Annotated in this window: 13 protein-coding genes; 6 read left to right on the top strand and 7 right to left on the bottom strand. The window is 61.5% G+C overall.

Features of this window, described 5'->3' with window-relative positions; genetic code table 11:
* Nucleotides 1–34 precede the first annotated feature (34 nt).
* Together FAA97_RS10855 and FAA97_RS10850 are read right to left on the bottom strand one after the other, a co-directional pair.
* Nucleotides 35–325 carry a type II toxin-antitoxin system RelE/ParE family toxin gene (locus FAA97_RS10855; RefSeq protein WP_136598546.1) on the bottom strand — a complete coding sequence of 97 codons (291 nt, stop codon included), beginning with the start codon at nt 323–325 and terminating at the stop codon, nt 35–37.
* Nucleotides 318–575: a type II toxin-antitoxin system ParD family antitoxin gene (locus tag FAA97_RS10850; protein ID WP_136598545.1), complete on the bottom strand. Its 258-nt coding sequence runs from the start codon at nt 573–575 to the stop codon at nt 318–320. Before FAA97_RS10850 ends, FAA97_RS10855 begins: the two co-directional genes overlap by 8 nt.
* Nucleotides 576–759: 184 nt before the next feature.
* On the opposite strand from FAA97_RS10850, the gene FAA97_RS10845 reads away from it, so the two are divergent.
* Nucleotides 760–1,890: a site-specific DNA-methyltransferase gene (locus FAA97_RS10845; RefSeq protein WP_136598544.1), complete on the top strand. Its 1,131-nt coding sequence runs from the start codon at nt 760–762 to the stop codon at nt 1,888–1,890.
* 230 nt (nt 1,891–2,120) lie between these two features.
* On the opposite strand, the gene FAA97_RS10840 is transcribed toward FAA97_RS10845, so the two are convergent.
* The gene (locus tag FAA97_RS10840; RefSeq protein ID WP_136598543.1) at nt 2,121–2,732 is read right to left on the bottom strand and encodes an HAD family hydrolase; all 612 of its coding nucleotides are present in this window, start codon (nt 2,730–2,732) and stop codon (nt 2,121–2,123) included.
* A gap of 11 nt (nt 2,733–2,743) precedes the next feature.
* On the bottom strand, nt 2,744–3,829 hold the full coding sequence (gene mutY, locus FAA97_RS10835; protein WP_136598860.1) for an A/G-specific adenine glycosylase: 1,086 nt from the start codon (nt 3,827–3,829) through the stop codon (nt 2,744–2,746).
* A gap of 65 nt (nt 3,830–3,894) precedes the next feature.
* Here mutY and FAA97_RS10830 point away from each other — a divergent pair, with 65 nt between their 5' ends.
* Nucleotides 3,895–5,094, top strand: coding sequence for an O-antigen ligase family protein (locus FAA97_RS10830; protein WP_168800980.1), 1,200 nt, complete (start codon nt 3,895–3,897; stop codon nt 5,092–5,094).
* Nucleotides 5,078–5,581 carry a DUF721 domain-containing protein gene (locus tag FAA97_RS10825; protein WP_136598541.1) on the top strand — a complete coding sequence of 168 codons (504 nt, stop codon included), beginning with the start codon at nt 5,078–5,080 and terminating at the stop codon, nt 5,579–5,581. The genes FAA97_RS10830 and FAA97_RS10825 overlap by 17 nt, the downstream gene beginning before the upstream one ends.
* Nucleotides 5,582–5,626: 45 nt before the next feature.
* Here the strand turns inward: FAA97_RS10825 and FAA97_RS10820 are convergent, their stop codons facing one another.
* From FAA97_RS10820 to FAA97_RS10810, 3 genes are read right to left on the bottom strand one after another with little or no spacing between them, the layout of a single operon-like run.
* Nucleotides 5,627–7,840 (bottom strand): CHASE2 domain-containing protein, encoded by a 2,214-nt coding sequence (locus FAA97_RS10820; RefSeq protein WP_136598540.1) that lies wholly within the window; start codon nt 7,838–7,840, stop codon nt 5,627–5,629.
* A complete protein-coding gene (locus tag FAA97_RS10815) occupies nt 7,840–10,383 on the bottom strand; it encodes a FecR family protein (RefSeq protein ID WP_136598539.1) in 2,544 nt (847 codons plus the stop codon). The genes FAA97_RS10820 and FAA97_RS10815 overlap by 1 nt, the downstream gene beginning before the upstream one ends.
* An 11-nt stretch (nt 10,384–10,394) precedes the next feature.
* Nucleotides 10,395–11,783 carry a tetratricopeptide repeat protein gene (locus FAA97_RS10810; RefSeq protein ID WP_136598538.1) on the bottom strand — a complete coding sequence of 463 codons (1,389 nt, stop codon included), beginning with the start codon at nt 11,781–11,783 and terminating at the stop codon, nt 10,395–10,397.
* Between the two features lie 515 nt (nt 11,784–12,298).
* Here FAA97_RS10810 and FAA97_RS10805 point away from each other — a divergent pair.
* The 3 genes from FAA97_RS10805 to FAA97_RS10790 all read left to right on the top strand — a co-directional run bounded on the left by FAA97_RS10805 (nt 12,299) and on the right by FAA97_RS10790 (nt 17,158).
* On the top strand, nt 12,299–12,979 hold the full coding sequence (locus FAA97_RS10805; RefSeq protein ID WP_136598537.1) for a DsbA family protein: 681 nt from the start codon (nt 12,299–12,301) through the stop codon (nt 12,977–12,979).
* Nucleotides 12,980–13,339: 360 nt separating this feature from the next.
* Complete coding sequence (locus FAA97_RS10795) at nt 13,340–16,804, top strand: chromosome segregation SMC family protein (protein WP_136598536.1); 3,465 nt, start codon at nt 13,340–13,342, stop codon at nt 16,802–16,804.
* A gap of 45 nt (nt 16,805–16,849) precedes the next feature.
* A complete protein-coding gene (locus FAA97_RS10790; RefSeq protein ID WP_136598535.1) occupies nt 16,850–17,158 on the top strand; it encodes a type II toxin-antitoxin system HigB family toxin in 309 nt (102 codons plus the stop codon).
* The last annotated feature ends 4 nt before the right edge of the window (nt 17,159–17,162 follow it).

Here is a 17,162-nt window from a genome sequence, read left to right as displayed (position 1 = left end):
GGGGAGAGAGGGGAGCGGATACAGACCAGCGTGGCTACTCCAGCCAGCTCTCGATGTCGCGCGATCCGTGAACGATTGCCACGACAAAGATTCCATAAGGCATCGGCTCGTAGATCGTTATATAGCGCCCTTCAATCAGGAGGCGCGCAGTAGGGCTGAGTTCGGGTCGCAGTGATCCCATGTGTGGGTGGTCAGCGGCGAGAGAGGCCTTGTTCAATATCCGTCTGACCAAGCCATCGGCCGCGCTCTCGTTGTTTGCAGCGATTGTTCGCCAGATGAGCCGAAGATCCTGCTCGGCGCGTTGGCTCAGGATATATTTAGCCACCAGCGTGCGCTTCGGCCTTCAGTTCCGCCAAAAGCGTATCGGCGCTCACATCCCGACCGATCCCGCTCGCCATGCCCTCATCATAGGCTGTCTTGAGACGGTCGAGGTCAAGCTTGCGAAGCTCTTCTTGCTGTTCCAGGAGCCGCAAACCGTCTCTCATGACTTCGCTTGCGCTTGAATAGCGACCGCTATGTACAAGCTCGCGAACCAGGCTTTCGTAACGCGGTCCAATATCAAAGTTGGCTGCCATCACACTCCCTTTCATCTATTTAACAATACCAGATGTCCCCACCGGCGCCAAATGTTGGAGGATAATTTTGCGACCTCTCAAGTTAGTTCGTTCGTTTTCGGTACGCTCTTCACCCTTTGGTAACCAAGTTCGGTAACCATACGCCTCGTACCCCGTGATGCGTCAGCGTAAGAGTGAGTAACCCATGGCTTCCGTATTTCCGCTTGCCGAACTCCGTCGTTCATCCGATCCCTTTGCCTGGGTCGACAGCATCATCAAGGGGGATTGCGTTGCAGCGCTCGATGCTCTGCCGGACAAGTCCGTTGATGTCATCTTTGCCGATCCGCCATACAACCTGCAACTCGGCGGCGCCCTGCATCGGCCGGACCAGAGCCTCGTTGATGCCTGCGACGATCACTGGGACCAGTTTGCCTCCTTCGAAGCCTATGATGCCTTCACCCGCGCCTGGCTGCTTGCCTGCCGCCGGGTGCTGAAGCCGACCGGCACGATCTGGGTCATCGGCTCCTATCACAATATTTTCCGCGTCGGCGCGACGCTGCAGGATCTGAACTTCTGGATCCTGAACGACATCGTCTGGCGCAAGACCAACCCCATGCCCAACTTCAAGGGCCGCCGGTTCCAGAACGCCCATGAAACGATGATCTGGGCTTCGCCGGATCCCAAGGCCAAGGGCTACACCTTCAACTACGATGCGCTGAAGGCCTCGAACGACGACGTGCAGATGCGCTCCGACTGGCTTTTTCCGATCTGCTCTGGCGGCGAGCGCCTGAAGGGCGACGACGGCAAGAAGGTTCATCCGACCCAGAAGCCGGAAGCGCTGCTCGCCCGCGTCATCATGGCCTCCACCAAGCCGGGCGATATCGTCCTCGACCCGTTCTTCGGCTCCGGCACCACGGGAGCCGTTGCCAAGCGTCTCGGCCGTCATTTCGTCGGCATCGAGCGTGAGCAGGACTATATCGACGCGGCCTCCGCCCGCATCGAAGCCGTCGAGCCGCTGGGCAAGGTCGAGCTGACGGTGCTGTCGGGCAAGAAGGCAGAGCCGCGCGTCGCCTTTAATGCGCTGATCGAGGCCGATCTCGTCAAGCCTGGCCAGGTGCTGACCGATGCCAAGCGCCGGTATTCGGCAATCATCCGCGCCGATGGAACGCTGACAGCCAATGGCGAAGGCGGCTCCATCCATCGCCTCGGCGCGAAGGTGCAGGGGCTCGATGCCTGCAATGGCTGGACCTTCTGGCACTATGAAGACAATGGCGCGATTCGCCCGATAGACGACCTGCGCAGCGTCATACGCTCGCGCATGGCGGGTCTTGAATAGAGATGTGCACGCCAAGGTGACGTGAGAGCGGTCACAACATCTAACAAAACACCCGGTGCGCAAGCGCCGGGTGTTTCATTTTGGGCGCAGAGTGCGCAACCTCACATACGCGTGAACAGTTTCGTGCAAGATGGACGCTCTAAGGCACACACACATCGGTCGTTTACGATCGATCTGGCGCGGGCCGGGGTCCGCCAACCCCACCCGCGCCAGTGCCTTAGGCATAGCTCTTAGAGCGAAACGCCAAGTGCTTGAAGATCCGCTTTCAGCTTTTCAGCGCCGGTAAAGTGCACCGCCTGCCAGCCGGCCGCGCGCGCCCCTTCCACATTCGCATAGCTATCGTCGATGAATACGGTGGCGGAAGGCTCAAGCCCGAAGTCCTGCGCATGCCGCTCGTAGATCGCGATGTCGGGCTTGAGCAGACCGATCTCGCCCGAGACCGTCACGCCGCGCGGCAGGGTAAGAAACGGATACATCATCTTCGCCTCGGCAAAGGTATCTGCGGCGAAATTGGTCAGCATCGTCACGTCGCGGCCGGCATCGATGAGGCCGGTCATGATGGCGACGCTGTCATCATAGGCATGCGGCACCATTTCGGCCCAGTGCTTGCGGAACGCGCGAATATGGTGCTCGCGATCCGGAAAGTCGGCAACGAGAAGCGCTTCCGCCTCGTCCCAGGATCGGCCGCGATCCTGTTCCAGGTTCCAGTCATGAGTGCAGATCCGCGCGAAGAAATCCGCCCTTTCGGCTTCGTCGGGAATGATCCGCGAAAATGGCAGATTGGGATCATAATGGATCAGTACCTTGCCGATATCGAAAACGATGTGGCGGATCTCGGTCATAGCGGTCTCATTCATCTGTTGGAGGTTGGAAAGGCGGTCGGAATAGCAGCGGCAATTGCCTTCTTCATGACGGTTGGCAGCGCCTGTCCGTCAAGTTCGGTAACCGGCACCCAGAAACCGTGATGGTCCGGTGGGGGATCGATCGGGCCGACCCGGAAGATCGACAGCCGCAATTCGAAATGGGTGAAGACATGGGAAATGCTGCCGGCTGGCTGCCAGTCGGCGGCAAAGGGCGCGGCCGAAATGTCTGTCACGCCATCCGCCCGCGCTGTCCAGCCGGTTGTCGGAACCTCGGTCATGCCGCCCAGCAGCCCGCTCTCCACCCGTTTGCGCAGGAGAATGCGTCCCTCCCGGTCCACCGCGATGAAGGCGGCGCCGAGACGGATGGGCTTTGCCTTTTTGGGCGCCTTTACCGGAAATCTCTCCGGCTCGTCGGTGGCGAGCGCCACGCAGAGCGCGTTGAACGGACAGAGCGCACAGGTCGGCCGCTTGGGCGTGCAGATGGTGGCGCCCAGATCCATCATCGCCTGCGCGAAGTCGCCGGGACGATCGGCCGGGGTAAGCTCCGCCACACGGGCTTTCATCAGCGGTTTGGAGCCGGGCAACGGCGCATCGATGGCGTAGAGCCGTGAGATCACCCGCTCGACATTGCCGTCCATGACGGCGGCCTGCCGGTTGAAGGCAATGGCGGCGACGGCGGCTGCCGTGTAGTCGCCGATGCCGGGCAGGGCGCGCAGACCCGCCTCCGTATCCGGGAAGATCCCGCCATGCTCAAAGGCCACGGCTTCCGCGCATTTCTTCAGATTGCGCGCCCGCGCATAATAGCCAAGCCCGGCCCAGGCGGCCATCACATCCTCGGTCGGCGCAGCGGCAAGATCCATCACGCTCGGCCAACGCTCGGTGAACTTGGCGAAGTACGCCTTCACCGCCGCCACGGTCGTTTGCTGCAGCATGACCTCCGACATCCAGATGTGATATGGATCGGGATGCGCGCCGCGTCTTGCCGCCGCCGGCGAGATCCTCCACGGCAGGTGACGATGATGCCTGTCGTACCAGTGGAGAAGGCGATCTGCGGCGGGTAAATGCTTGTTGTCCATCACGTTTGCGATTACCTCTGCACGGCTAATCCTGGAGCGCCCGAATGCATCTATTGCAACGATCGATGACAGCAAACAATCTTGCTGCGATCTATGTGTTTTTTATTCTGTCTGCACTCGGCGGTTCGGTGATGACAGGGCTGCTGACGGCATCGGCGGTCTGGGCAGCTTTCTACGCGACGATCGGACGAGTGAGGCCACGTTTCGATGGCGGTATCTCCATCCTGACGCTTGCCATCCTCGGTTATGTGGGCGTGAACAGCCTGTTTTTCACCGTCAATTACGGTGCAACCGACATGCCCCCCCTGATCGCTGCCGGCAAACTGGCCCCGCAATTGTTGTTCATCGGCACCATCCCGCTTATGTGGAGGCTGGCGTTCTCGTCCGGGGAAGATCTGTTGCGGGCAATGTCGCGGGCATCGGCCATCGGCGCAATTGCGGTTCTGCCGGTAGCTGCCTACCAGCTCTTAGTGCTTGACCTCCGGGCCGAGGGCGGCAGCGGCAATGCCATTCCCTTCGCCATGATTTGTGCTTTCCTCAGCCTCTCGTCTCTGATCAGTCTGCTCGATCAGGACAAACGCTATCGCGCACTCGCCCTTGCCGGTTTCGTCAGCGCGACGCTTTGCATATTTCTTGCCAAGACAAAGGGTCTGATGCCGGTATCGGTTCTAGGTGCCCTGCTGTTTCTGGTGGTTTTCTATCGCAAGAAGCTCAGCGCGGCCGAGATGACCACAGCCCTGGTAACCCTTGCCGCCCTGACAGCTTTGGCACTCTACATCACCGGCAGTCACGACCGCTTGCAGTCCATGGTGGAAGCCATGGAAAGCGGCGGGGGAGCAGGCGTTGACGCCTCCTATACCCACCGTCTCGATCTGTGGCAGCATGCTGTCCCAGCCATCAGCGATCATCTGTGGAGCGGTCATGGTTTGCAGAACCGCCGCGCCGTCATCCAGAGCTTCGGTTATGGCTATTCTCACCTGCACAACGGCTTCCTGACCGCTATGCTCGACAATGGCCTGTTCGGACTCGTATCGCTTCTCTGTCTCCTGTGCGCACCGCTGATCATTGCATTCAGGGCCGCGGCAGACAGCCTTTGGGCACGAAGACTGTTTCTCGCCTTCGCGCTGGTCTTCACCTATGCTATGGGCGGAATGACAAATTTCATTTTCGGCCACGACATCTACGATTCGCTCTTCCTGTGGGTCGCAGCCATCATCGCCGTCAGTGCCACTCCGGATCGGAAAGCCGATGAGTTCACGGCCTAGTCGCTACGGCGTCAGCCAGATTTCCGAGATCGCCAATGGCCTGGTCGATCCCGTTCTGGCAAGGCGGGCCGGTATCAACACGGCTCTTCTCGGGTCCTGGGATGAGATCGTCGGCGAAAATTTTGCCGATTGCACGCGACCGGAAAAAATTGCCTGGCCAAGGCGATCAGACCTTCCAGAGGATGGAGGCCATCGTCCGGGCGTTCTGACCATTGCCTGTGAAGGGGCAAGGGCGCTCTTCCTGTCGCATGCGCAAGGGGAGCTGGTTGCGCGGATCAACGGCTTCTTCGGCTATCCGGCGATCGGCCAGATCCGTATAGTGCAGAAGCCTGTATCAGCCCCTCAGCGACGCAGGCCGCCGCGCAAGCTTGAGGGCGAAAAGGCCCGCAGACTGGCCGAGATGGTGGAGGGGATCGAGAGCGACAAGCTGAAGCGTGCAATCGAGCGACTGGGAACGGCCGTCCTGCAGCAAAAACCGAAACGATAGGCGTCAGATAACAAGGCTTCGTTCCGTAAGCGAGCGACCGCCTGCCTATTTTCGCGTGGCCGTCGAGATCGCATCCCAGCCTTCAGGTCCTGCATCCGGCAGGTTTTCCAGACGCTCGCGATAGATGTCATGAGCCCCCAGCAGCAGCGATTTCGTCCGGCTGTCCGGCGCCTCAGCCAGGGCGGCGAGCTGCATCCGGGCATCTGCGAAGTCACCCTTGCGCCAGGCGGAGAGCAGGGCATCATGCAGCGTCAGAACATCGTCATCCTCAGCGCCGCATTCCTGCAGGCGTCCGGCAAGGGCAAACAGTCTGACCGGTGCTTGCCGCCCCACCACCCGCACGACATCGATCTCGATGAACTTCAGTTGCCGGGAGGCGTCAACAACCGCCTCGGTCACCAGAATGGGCAAATCGTAGACCTTGGTCAGGCCCTCCACCCGTGATGCGAGATTGACATTGTCGCCAAGGCAGGAATAGCTGAACCGCTGATCCGAGCCGAGATTGCCGACACAGGCTATGCCGGTGTTGAGGCCGATGCCGATTTTCAAGCTCATGCCGCGATCGCGGTTCAGCCTCTCGACCGCGTCAACCATCTCGAGCGCGGCAAGGCAGGCCTTGGCCGGATGGTCGGCGATCGCAAGGGGCGCGTTCCAGAAGGCCATGATGGCATCGCCGATATATTTGTCGATCGTCGCTTCCCGCTTCAGAAGCACGTCGGTCATCGGCGTCAGGAAGCCGTTGAGGAGGCCGGTCAGTTCCGTCGGATCGAGCGTTTCCGACAAGGCGGTAAAGCCGCGAATATCGGAGAAGAGGATGGTCAGTTCCCGGTCTTCGCCGCCAAGCCGCAGCCCTTCCGGGCTTTCCGAGAGTTTTTCCACCATGGCCGGCGCCAGATAGCGGCCAAAACTTTCGCGCACGAAACGCTTTTCACGATGGCTGACCATGAGCAGCAAAGGCAGGGTTGTCAGCATGATGGCGGCAATGCCGGTCAGCGGCTGCAGGGGATCAAACAGGATCAACTGCCGCGAAAAGGCACCCCAGGAGCCAAGCGCAACAAGTGTGGAAAGCAGGATTGCCGCAAGAGCACCCGCCGCCGGCGAACCGAGCCAGAGCACCAGCAGCAGAAGCCCGCCGGCAGCAATCGTTGCGCCGCGTTCTGCGCCCTTGATCCAGTCCGGCCTGTTGAGAAACACGCCGCTGACGATCTGGTCGATGATTTCGGCATGGACGCGCACACCCGGCATCACCGGATCGATAGGCGTGGCGACAAGGTCGCGCAGGCCAACGGCACTGGTGCCGACCAGGATGATGCGCCCATCCATGAGTTTAGCCATCTCTGCGCGCTTGGCCGAATCGAGAAGGTCGCCGGCCGAAATCACCGGCATCTCGGGCATGCCGGAATAATAGACCCAGAGTTCTCCATCAGCCGTCACGGGTACGGCCAGTTCGCCCACGCGCACGTCCGTCAGGGCGCTCGTCTTGCCGTTGCCCGTAGACCGCAGGATGTAGCTGCCGGCCTGTTGGGCAAGGCGCAGGGTTTCTAGGGAGAGCGCAGGGTGGAGTTGGCCATCGGCCCGCGAAACAAGGGGAAAGCTTCTGAGGATATTGTCGCTGGAAGGCGGGAAGGAAAAATATCCCATCGCGGTTGCCGCTTCCGTCAGCGCTGGAAGATTGGCGATTGCACCGGAATAATTGCGCAAGCTGTGAGCCGGGTCGGCGCCCAGATACGAAAAACCGATCCGCGGGGACGGAACGGTGGTCGCCTGCTCATCGGTCAGGGCAAAGCCGAGCACGACGGGGTTCGCAGCGATTGACCTTGCCAGTGCACGGTCTGGGTCAGGCAGAAGTTCGGCCGGCAGCGTCAGCAAGACGCCCTGGCGGCGCAAGTCCTCGGCAATCCGTTGGGGCGCGGTGCGATCCGCTTCCGAAAAGACGATATCGAAACCGATGGCAGAGGCACCTGCAGCGCTTGCCCGCTCGATCATGTCGGCGACAATCATGCGCGACCAGGGCCATTGTCCATATTGGGCAATCGACTTTTCGTCGATATCGACCACGGCAACCGGCGGGTCCGTCGCCTCGCGCGGCCGCAGTTCCTGGTAGGTGTCGAACACCAGGGAGGCCAGCCGCTGCACCTGCCGGTCGAGCAGCGCCTGCAGCACGAGCACGAGCATAAGCGCAGTACCGCCGATGACGATCGCGCCAAGCCGGCGGCGTTGCGCGCCCGTCAGCCGCTCGCGGAGGCGTGGTCGGCGCATCAGTGGGGCATGGTGCTAGGCTTGCTGCCGGCAAAGACGCCGCTGGCCGACCATCCGCCCTGTGTCGCCGTGAAGTTGCCCATCACACCCTTGACCGGATCGACGCCATCGGTGGCAAAACCGCCGTCTATCGAAGTCTGGCGAGTACCGGTGTCCGTTGCGCCTTTAAAGTTCGCAGTTCCTTCAACGAAGGAGACATCCTGCGAGAATGACTTACCATCAAAATTGGAGATGGAGACATTGCCTTCTCTTGCGCCAAAATTCATCGACGCCTGCATCGATCCCGTCGCGATATACTGCGAACCGTCATTGTTGACAGTGCCGACGGCATTGCCCGCATAGGTCGCCGTACCCGTCACGCCAGCGATCTGGGTTCCCGTTGCCTGCTGACCAACAATCCAGTTGCCCATATGCACGGACTTGCCGCTGTCGTCAGGCGCGCCGGTTCCCCACCAGCCCCAGGTCATGAAATCGCAGGAGGAGCAGATTTCGGTGCTGGTATTGCCGTTGAAAATCTTGACCGGGGCCACCTTCGAGGAGACCATGTAGCTCCCATCCTTCTTGGTGGCAGCCATGATCTGGTCTGAAAGATAGGCCGTGTCGTCGCTCTGTGAGAGCTCAACTCCGATCGCGCTGCCATCCGCACCGACAGAGATCGAGCCCGTGACGGTCCCCTTGGCCGCATCGAAGCTGAAATCGGTATGGCCGACCAACGCAGTTGCAGTGCTGCCATCGCTGCTGAGACCCGAGGCAAAGCCGGCCGTCGGCGCGCTGCCGTATAGTCGCGTCTTGTCCGTTGTCTTGTTTGTTCGGCCGGCCACATTCACGCCGTCATAGCCGTTGAACCCGGTCTCGCTGGACGAGGAGGCCGGATCCGTTTTGCCGGAGCCGATGACGAGATACTCACCGTTGTCGCCGAAGAACTGGTCCTTGCCCGGGGTCGAGCCAATGGTTTCGGCCAGCCCCTGGTTACGACCGGATACTCCGCTTGCCAGCTGATGCGATCCGGCAATCGAGCCGCTCAGCCCGTAGCCGCCACCCGCCAGCAGACCGACGGTGCCGGCAAAGACATTGATTGCGCTGCTCTGGTTGGCGCCGCTGCCATGGATCGAGATCGATGCCTGCAGCGACCGGCCGATGACGCCTGTCACGGGGTCGACGGTTACGCCGGCGACATAGAGGTCGCTCGACTTCGTCCGGTGCGAGAAATTGTCGTCCCCATCGGTAAAGGGCACAGCCACATCAAAGCAGTTCGTCAGCTCGTTCAGCGCATCCGGTTCCAGTCGGTAGCGCATGATTTCGCCGCTTGCCAGCGTGCTGACTGCGCTCGCCGGTTTTCCGCCAACCACCAGGAACGGTTGATCCTGATTGTTTTCAAGAAGATAGGCGACGAAATTTCCAGTGCCGGTGTAAGCAGCACCCGACACGGTTCCAAGCCCCTCGACCGAGCCGGTGACGTGGCGTTTGCTGAGGCTGCTGGTTCCCTCGAGAAGCGGAAGGGTAAAGCGTCCGGCCTCGCCATAGCTGCCACTGGCCTTCCCGTCATCCCCCTCGATGAAACTGCCCTGTGATTGGCGAAGGGTCCCGCCTGGTCCGCTTCCGGTCAGAACCGTCACGTCATGCCTGACAACGTCAGGCGGTGTCGGCGTTGGAGGCGTCGGCGGTGTTGTTGGCGGCGTTCCCGGCGTGGTCGGAGGAATGACCGGGCGAATGGTGTCACGCTGGCTGTCGCCCGCCAGCTTGTCCGGCGTGTTGTTGGCAATCGGCCGCGGTTTGGGAACGGGAATGCGGTTTTCATCCGGGGAAACGGCGGAGTTCTTGTTGTCCACCTGGCTGGTCGCGACGATCTGGTCGGTCGGTCTGTTCACCGATCCGCCGTTGAAGTCCGGCCGACCCGCAAGATATTGCTGCAGGCCGCTCACCCAGGCCTGCGGCGTGCGGTCCACACGGGTGCCTGCTCCCTCGGCAATGATGGAAAAGCCGGATTTGAACAGGCGCTGCGGCCGACCGCGACCGGTCAGCTCCACTTCCTTGCCGTAGACCAGCGACATATGCGGCGGCAGGGCGCGGCCTTCGGCGTCGGTGCCATTGAGATTGATGTCAACGACGGCGCCGCGAATGCCGGCCGTCCCGATCGGCGTGTTGATCTTGACATCGCCGCCCTTCTTGGAGGCTCTGCCACCGATGAAGCGCAAGGCTCCCTTGGTCATGGTCGCGCTCAGCGATGCGGTCTTGCTGGCGGGATCATAGATGAAGCTGTCAATCACGACGGAAGAGTTGGGGCCGACTGTAAACGCCGTGCCGTCGGCCAGGAGGATCTGCACCAGGCCTTGCGCGCTGGTCTCGATGCGGTGATTGCGGATGACGGGATCCCCGAGCGAGATCAGCTTGCCGCGTCCCTTGCCATCAATGGTCGAAGCCATGGGATTGACGGCAGTGGCGACGCCTGCGCGTTCGCCATCGGCTCGCGCCTCGATCGCCGAGATCATCAGGAGCGCCGTCGATGCGGCAAGCACGGTGCGGAAAGGGGTCGTCTTGTGCACGGTGTTCTCCCTCAGAAGGTGGACTGGACGGCGAGCGACAGATTGATGTTGTCAAAGGCCTTCAGATCGTAGTTCGACCAGACCTTGCGGTATCCGGCTTCGCCAACAAGCGCGAGTGTTTCGGTAAAGGGCAGGATGTGCCGCAGATTGATGGTGAGTTCGGTGTCCTGCTGCGCCTGCGCTGCATTGATCATCGCATCCGGATCGTCGTAATCGCGCTGCGCAAGGCCGGCATCGAGGGCAAGAATCCAGGCGGGGCCATCGCCAAACGGTGCCGTGTAGCGCCACGCGCCGCCAAGCACGCCGCCAACTTCCGTCGACGACAGATAACCGTCGCGCGCATCCTTGCGGGAGGCGAGCAGCTTGGCATTCAGGCTGAACTTTTCGCTGAGATAGCGCGAATAGGAAAGCTGGGCGTCAAACCGGTTGCCGCTCTGACGCTCCGCCGTCTGCCTGGATTTGGTATTGGCGTAGTCTTCATAGCGATAGGCCAGCAGGGCGCTGAGGTTGTCGACCGCGGACATCTGCCAATTGAAGGTCGTGGATGCCCCGACGGAGCCGAGATAGCGATCCCCTTCCAGGAGCACGCCGCTCGAAACCAGGAAAACGGACAGCGAGCGATCGTCGAGCCCGAACCGGGCGAGATCGAATGTCGGGCCAATGAAGAATTCCGCCGCTGCCGTGTTCAGCGAGTCGCGCTTGTCATAGCCTGCGGCATAGCCGGACGCGCCCGCCTCAAGGGCAACGCCCTGTTCGTCGAGGTCGCGGCGGTAGCGCACGGCGCCATTGGCAAAAGCGTTCACGTCTTCGCCGGCCGTCGTCTGGCCGTCGAGCACGTAAGGCAAGCCGTTCAGAATGACGATCGAGTTGGTCGGACCGGCATTGGCATTGCTCTGGTAGCGCACGCCTGTGCCGAAGGTGCCGGAAAAATCGGAGACCTTGCCCTGCCTGTCGATGGCCGCAAGATACTGACTGACGCGGGCATTGACTTCGGCGGGCACGCGCTCTGCCGTGCGGGTTGCCTCGAAATACTGCCGTGCGGTTTCGTAAGCGCCAAGGCGATAATAGAGAACGCCGAGTTCAAGCTGCAGGCGGGGCAGGCCAGGCGCGTAAATCAGCATGCGCTCAAGAGTTGCAATCGCGCCTTCCAGATCCCCGGCTTGAGACGAGAGGGCGGCATAGGCAAAAGCGACATCGAGGTCGTTCGGACGGTCGAGCATCACCTGGAACAACCGGTCCCGTTCTTCCTGGATCTGATCTTTTGAAACGCCGTCCGTACGCGGCGCAACATTCTCCGAGGACTGAGCCCATGTCGGGGTTGTGATGCACGTCACTGTCGCAAACAGGTTAACAAGTGCCGTAAGGGTAAGACGGGTAACGGCGGAGAGGTGCGGCGCCATAAGGACTACTCGGGTTACGGACTCATCGACTGCTGATACTGCAAGTTAAAGCTTTGTTAAACGCCTAGATTTCAGGGGTTAATGCCCAAGATCTGAAATACGTTTACGCCCTAATTTACCTTGGAGAGTGGCTACTTAAAGGCGCTATTATGGCAACGCAATGGCGCAACCTTCCGCTGCGTTAGCAATTCTCGTTCCTGTGGTTAATTGAGCGCAGTATGATCAAAGGACGCCCAAGATGAAGTGCATGAGGATGCAGTTGGAGATCATTGAGCGCTCACTTTTCGACTGGCTTAAATAAGGTGTCTCAAAATGAAACGCCGGTTGTCATCTCAATCCGTATTCTGGGTGCAGTTGAACTGACGATTCTCAAAGTAGTGCAATCGAAAATTGCGTTCAGCCTGTGTTAAGGGTCACACAACTTTGATGAGCGCAGATGAGCAGCGCCTTGTTTGCAGCGGGCGAGCGTTATAACGAGAAGCCAGTACAAGTCTTTTCCCAACAGGTAAGCAACTATGTCCATGTCTGAATTCACGATCACCAAGCGCCGCCTGCTGGGCGGTATCGCCGCTACCGCGATTGCCTCGACCTGCGTTGGCACATCGGCCTTTGCCGTCGACCTTCCGACGTCGGACCGCGATGTCGACATGGAGACGGCCCTGAAGCCTGGCCCATTGAAGGAAATGGCGCTCGGTGATCCGAATGCGCCGGTCAAGATCGTCGAATACATGTCGATGACCTGCCCGCACTGCGCGCATTTCCACGAGACGACCTTCGAGCCGATCAAGACCAAGTATATTGACACCGGCAAGGTCTATTTCGTGCTGCGCGAGTTCCCGTTCCCGCAGGACACCGCATCGCTCGCCGCTTTTATGCTGGCGCGCTGCACGAGCGAGGACAAGTACTTCCCCTTCGTCTCCATGTTCTTGAAGCAGCAGCGCACCTGGGCGGCCCCGGCTGACGGCGATGTGCGCAATGCCATGCTGCAGCTCTCCAAGCTCGGTGGTTTTACACAGGAGACCTTCGATGCCTGCTTGACGAATGCGCAGCTTGCGGCTGATGTGTCGGCGGTCCGCGATCGCGGCGCCCAGGAATTCGGTATCCAGTCCACGCCGTCCTTCCTGATCAATGGCAAGGCCTATTCGGGGGACATGTCGGTTGACTCAATGTCGGCCCTCATCGACAGCCTGCTCTGATCGACGCTCCGTTCTGACCGCGGGCGCCGTGCGCGCTTCATATCGCCCTTCTCCCCAGCTGCGGGGAGAAGGTGTGGGCAGGTCATTGAGAGTTGAGGGTTCGACGTCGTTCGCCGCGTTGCCCCCCTCTGCCCTGCCGGGCATCTCCCCCACACGGGGGGAGACCGGAAACACGCCAGCCTCTCGCTTACTTCTCCACGGTTCTGACGCCTGTACGCTTCAGGGTGTCTCCGCACGCCCCGCGCAGATGGCGGCCGCGGCCTTCTCCTCGCGCCGCTCTCCCCCCTTGTGGGGGAGATGCCCGGCAGGGCAGGGGGTGTCGTCGCCCGACGCCAATCGCCTGGACACGGCAGTGCCGCCATGAAGTTCAACCGTCTGCGCCTCCTCGGCTTCAAGTCCTTCGTCGAACCCTCTGAATTCGTGATCGAACGCGGACTGACCGGTATTGTCGGCCCGAATGGCTGCGGCAAGTCCAATCTTGTCGAAGCCCTGCGCTGGGTCATGGGAGAAAACTCCTACAAGAACATGCGCGCGTCCGGCATGGATGACGTCATCTTCTCCGGTTCGGGAAACCGACCCGCGCGCAATTCGGCTGAAGTCGGCCTTTATCTCGACAATTCCGATCGCACCGCACCCGCCGCCTTCAACGATGCCGACGAAATCCAGGTGACGCGCCGCATCGAGCGTGGCAATGGCTCTGTCTACCGCATCAACGGCAAGGAAGCGCGTGCCAAGGATGTGCAGCTGCTGTTTGCCGATGCCTCGACCGGCGCGCGTTCGCCCTCGATGGTCGGTCAGGGCCGGATCGGCGAACTGATCGCGGCCAAGCCCCAGGCCCGCCGGCAATTGCTGGAAGAGGCCGCCGGTATCTCCGGCCTGCATTCGCGCCGCCATGAGGCCGAGCTCAGGCTCAAGGCTGCGGAAACCAATCTGGAGCGGCTTGAAGACATTACGTCACAGCTCGAAAGCCAGATCGAAAGCCTCAAACGCCAGGCACGGCAGGCGAACCGGTTTCGTCAGTTGTCGGCCGATATCCGCGCGCATGATGCCATGCTTTTGCATATTCGCTGGGCCCAGGCGAAGCAGGCCGAAGGCGAGGCCGAAAGCGCGCTGAACCAGGCGATGTCCGTGGTTGCCGAACGCGCCAACCTGCAGATGGAGGCGGCAAAGCTGCAGGCCATCGCCAGCCTCAAGCTGCCCGAACTGCGCGAGGACGAGGCGAAGTGCGCCGCTGCCCTGCAGCGCCTGCAGATCGCCCGCAGCCAGCTCGACGAAGAAGCAAACCGCATTCTGCGCCGCCGTGATGAACTGACCCGTCGTCTGGCCCAGCTCGGCGAAGACATCCGTCGCGAAGAGCGCCTTGTCTCCGAGAACGCCGAGGTCATCCAGCGACTGGCGGAGGAGGAGGCCGAACTCGAGGAGATGCTGGCCGATGCGGGGCGTCTTGGCGAGGAAGCCAAGGAAACCTTTGAGGCGGCAACGGCGACGCTTTCGGACAGCGAGCGCGACTTCACGCGCCTGACAGCCGAGCGCGCCGAGGCCGCTGCCGGTCGCAACCAGCTGGAACGCGCCATCCGTGATCTCGCCGATCGACGCGCAAAGCTGGAGCGCCAGGTCGCCGAGGCAAGCCGTGAACTCTCCGATATTTCCGACCGCATTGCGGCTTTGCCCGATCCGGATGAAAAGCGCGAGATGGTCGAGATTGCCGAGCAGGCCGTCGCCGATGCCGAAAGTGCGGCCATGGAGGCCGAGGCTACTCTTAACGAGGCACGCCGCAGCGAAAGCCATCTGCGCCAGCCGCTGGAAGCGGCCCGCGCCCGCGTCAACGGTCTGGAGACGGAAGCCCGCACCATCGCGCGTATTCTGGCTTCGACCACCACAGGCGATTTCCCGCCGGTCGCAGACGAACTCTCGGTCGACCGTGGCTATGAGACAGCCCTTGGTGCAGCCCTGGGCGATGATCTCGACAGCGCGCTCGATCCCGACGCTCCGGCCCATTGGCACGGCAATGGCGACGGGGCAGGCGATCCGTCCTTGCCCTCGGGTGTGCCGTCGCTTTTCACCTATGTCCGGGCGCCGGCTGCCCTTGACCGGGCGCTTCGCCAGATCGGCGTTGTGGAGGAGGCTGATGCCCTTCGCCTGATGGCAAGCCTTGCCCCCGGCCAGCGCCTCGTCACGCGCGATGGTGACGTCTATCGCTGGGACGGCCATGTTACCGGCGCCGATGCTCCGAGTGCCGCAGCGCTCCGTCTTGCCCAGAAAAACCGTCTCGCCGAGATCGAAAACGAGGCCGAGGAAGCCCGCGACCAGATGGTCGAGGCCGAGGATCGGCTCGCCGAGGCCGCAGACATCATCCGCAGCCAAGAAGCGTTGCTGACAGATGCGCGGGATCGCAGCCGCCTGACGATCCGCGCGCTTGCCGAGGCCCGCGATGCGCTGTCCCATGCCGAGCGCGCCTCCGGCGATCTCATCCGTCGCCGTGAGGTGATCGAAGAGGCGGTCAGCGGCTTGAAAGGCCAGATCGAGGAAATCGTCGAGCAGGAAGAGACGGCCCGTATCGAGATGGAGGAGACGCCAGATCTTTCCGCTCTCGATGCCCGCCTGCGCGAAGCGGAGGCCGTGGTGGCACGCGATCGCGGTCTGCTGGCCGAAGCGCGTGCGCGTTTTGAGGGGCTTGCCCGCGAAGACGAGATGCGAAGGCGCCGCATTCTCTCGATCCGCCAGGAGAAGCAGAACTGGCAAAGCCGCGCCCGTTCGGCAGAAGAGCACATCGCCACCCTTCGCGATCGTGAGGCGGAAGCCCGCGACGAGATCACCGATCTCGAGCTTGCGCCCGATGAATTCGAGGACAAGCGCCGCCAGCTTTTGTCCGCTCTTGAAAAGGCCGAGAAGGATCGCCGCGATGCCTCCGACCGGCTGGTCGAAGCCGAGACAGCCCAGCGCGAGGCCGACCAAAAGGCGGCCGCCGCCCTTGCTTCGTTGGCGGAAAGCCGCGAGAAGCGCGGCCGCGCCGAGGAGCGCCTGGTATCGGCACGCGACTGGCGCATCGAGGCGGAAACCCGCATCCGCGACACCTTGAGTGTCGAGCCGCATGAAGCCTTCAAGCTCACCGGCCTCAAAGCCCCTTCCGAGATCCGCGATCTGCGCGAAGTCGAGCGCGATCTCGACCGGCTGAAGATGGAGCGCGAACGCCTGGGCGCCGTCAACCTGCGCGCCGATGAAGAGCAGAAGGAGCTTTCGGAGAAGCTCGCAGCCCTCATCAAGGAGCGTGACGATATCATCGATGCGATCCGCAAGCTGCGCGGTGCCATCCAGAGCCTCAATCGCGAGGGTCGCGAACGCCTGATCGCCGCTTTCGACGTGGTCAATGCCCAGTTCCAGCGGCTGTTCACCCACTTGTTCAACGGCGGCACGGCCGAACTCCAGCTGATCGAAAGCGATGACCCGCTGGAAGCCGGCCTCGAAATCCTCGCCCGCCCGCCGGGCAAGAAGCCGCAGACCATGACATTGCTCTCGGGCGGCGAGCAGGCGCTGACGGCGATGGCCCTCATCTTCGCCGTCTTCCTCACCAACCCGGCGCCGATCTGCGTGCTCGACGAAGTGGACGCACCGCTCGACGACCACAATGTCGAGCGCTACTGCAACCTGATGGACGAGATGGCCGCGTCGACGGAAACCCGCTTCGTCATCATCACCCATAACCCGATCACCATGGCCCGCATGAACCGCCTCTTCGGCGTCACCATGGCCGAGCAGGGCGTCTCCCAGCTCGTCTCCGTCGACCTGCAGACGGCGGAGGCGTTGCGCGAGCGGGACATAGCGTGAGGAACTAGGCCGCTTGTTCCCAAGTTGGGAACGTAGTCAAAGGTGATGCGCGTCATCGCTCGACCGGCATTGTTGGAGTTTTGCGCTCGACTGCCCAAGGGAAGTCAGGCAACAGCTCGTGCTGCAATGAGTGAATGGTACACTGCGGTGGAAGCCGCGAGTTGGAGCAACTTTGCCGATGTGAAGGCAACCTTCAATGCGGCAGACTATGTCACGAATGGCAAGGTTGTTTTCGATGTCGGTGGCAACAAATACCGCATTGTGGCGCTAGTGGGATTCAGAACCAAGCGTGTCTTCATTCTGTTCGGCGGCACGCACAAGGAATATGATGCTGTCGACGTTGCGAAGCTTTGAGGAG

This window comes from Peteryoungia ipomoeae (assembly GCF_004912165.1).
GTDB lineage: Bacteria > Pseudomonadota > Alphaproteobacteria > Rhizobiales > Rhizobiaceae > Allorhizobium > Allorhizobium ipomoeae.
This window is presented reverse-complemented; position numbering and strand designations above follow the sequence as displayed.

Coding starts and splice junctions, on each gene's coding strand:
- FAA97_RS10840 (WP_136598543.1), bottom strand. CDS start 2,732: ATGACCGAGATCCGCCACATCGTTTTCGATATCGGCAAGGTACTGATC.
- mutY (WP_136598860.1), bottom strand. CDS start 3,829: ATGGACAACAAGCATTTACCCGCCGCAGATCGCCTTCTCCACTGGTAC.
- FAA97_RS10790 (WP_136598535.1), top strand. CDS start 16,850: ATGCGCGTCATCGCTCGACCGGCATTGTTGGAGTTTTGCGCTCGACTG.
- FAA97_RS10820 (WP_136598540.1), bottom strand. CDS start 7,840: ATGCGCCGACCACGCCTCCGCGAGCGGCTGACGGGCGCGCAACGCCGC.
- FAA97_RS10825 (WP_136598541.1), top strand. CDS start 5,078: ATGAGTTCACGGCCTAGTCGCTACGGCGTCAGCCAGATTTCCGAGATC.
- FAA97_RS10850 (WP_136598545.1), bottom strand. CDS start 575: ATGGCAGCCAACTTTGATATTGGACCGCGTTACGAAAGCCTGGTTCGC.
- FAA97_RS10805 (WP_136598537.1), top strand. CDS start 12,299: ATGTCCATGTCTGAATTCACGATCACCAAGCGCCGCCTGCTGGGCGGT.
- FAA97_RS10795 (WP_136598536.1), top strand. CDS start 13,340: ATGAAGTTCAACCGTCTGCGCCTCCTCGGCTTCAAGTCCTTCGTCGAA.
- FAA97_RS10845 (WP_136598544.1), top strand. CDS start 760: ATGGCTTCCGTATTTCCGCTTGCCGAACTCCGTCGTTCATCCGATCCC.
- FAA97_RS10810 (WP_136598538.1), bottom strand. CDS start 11,783: ATGGCGCCGCACCTCTCCGCCGTTACCCGTCTTACCCTTACGGCACTT.
- FAA97_RS10830 (WP_168800980.1), top strand. CDS start 3,895: ATGACAGCAAACAATCTTGCTGCGATCTATGTGTTTTTTATTCTGTCT.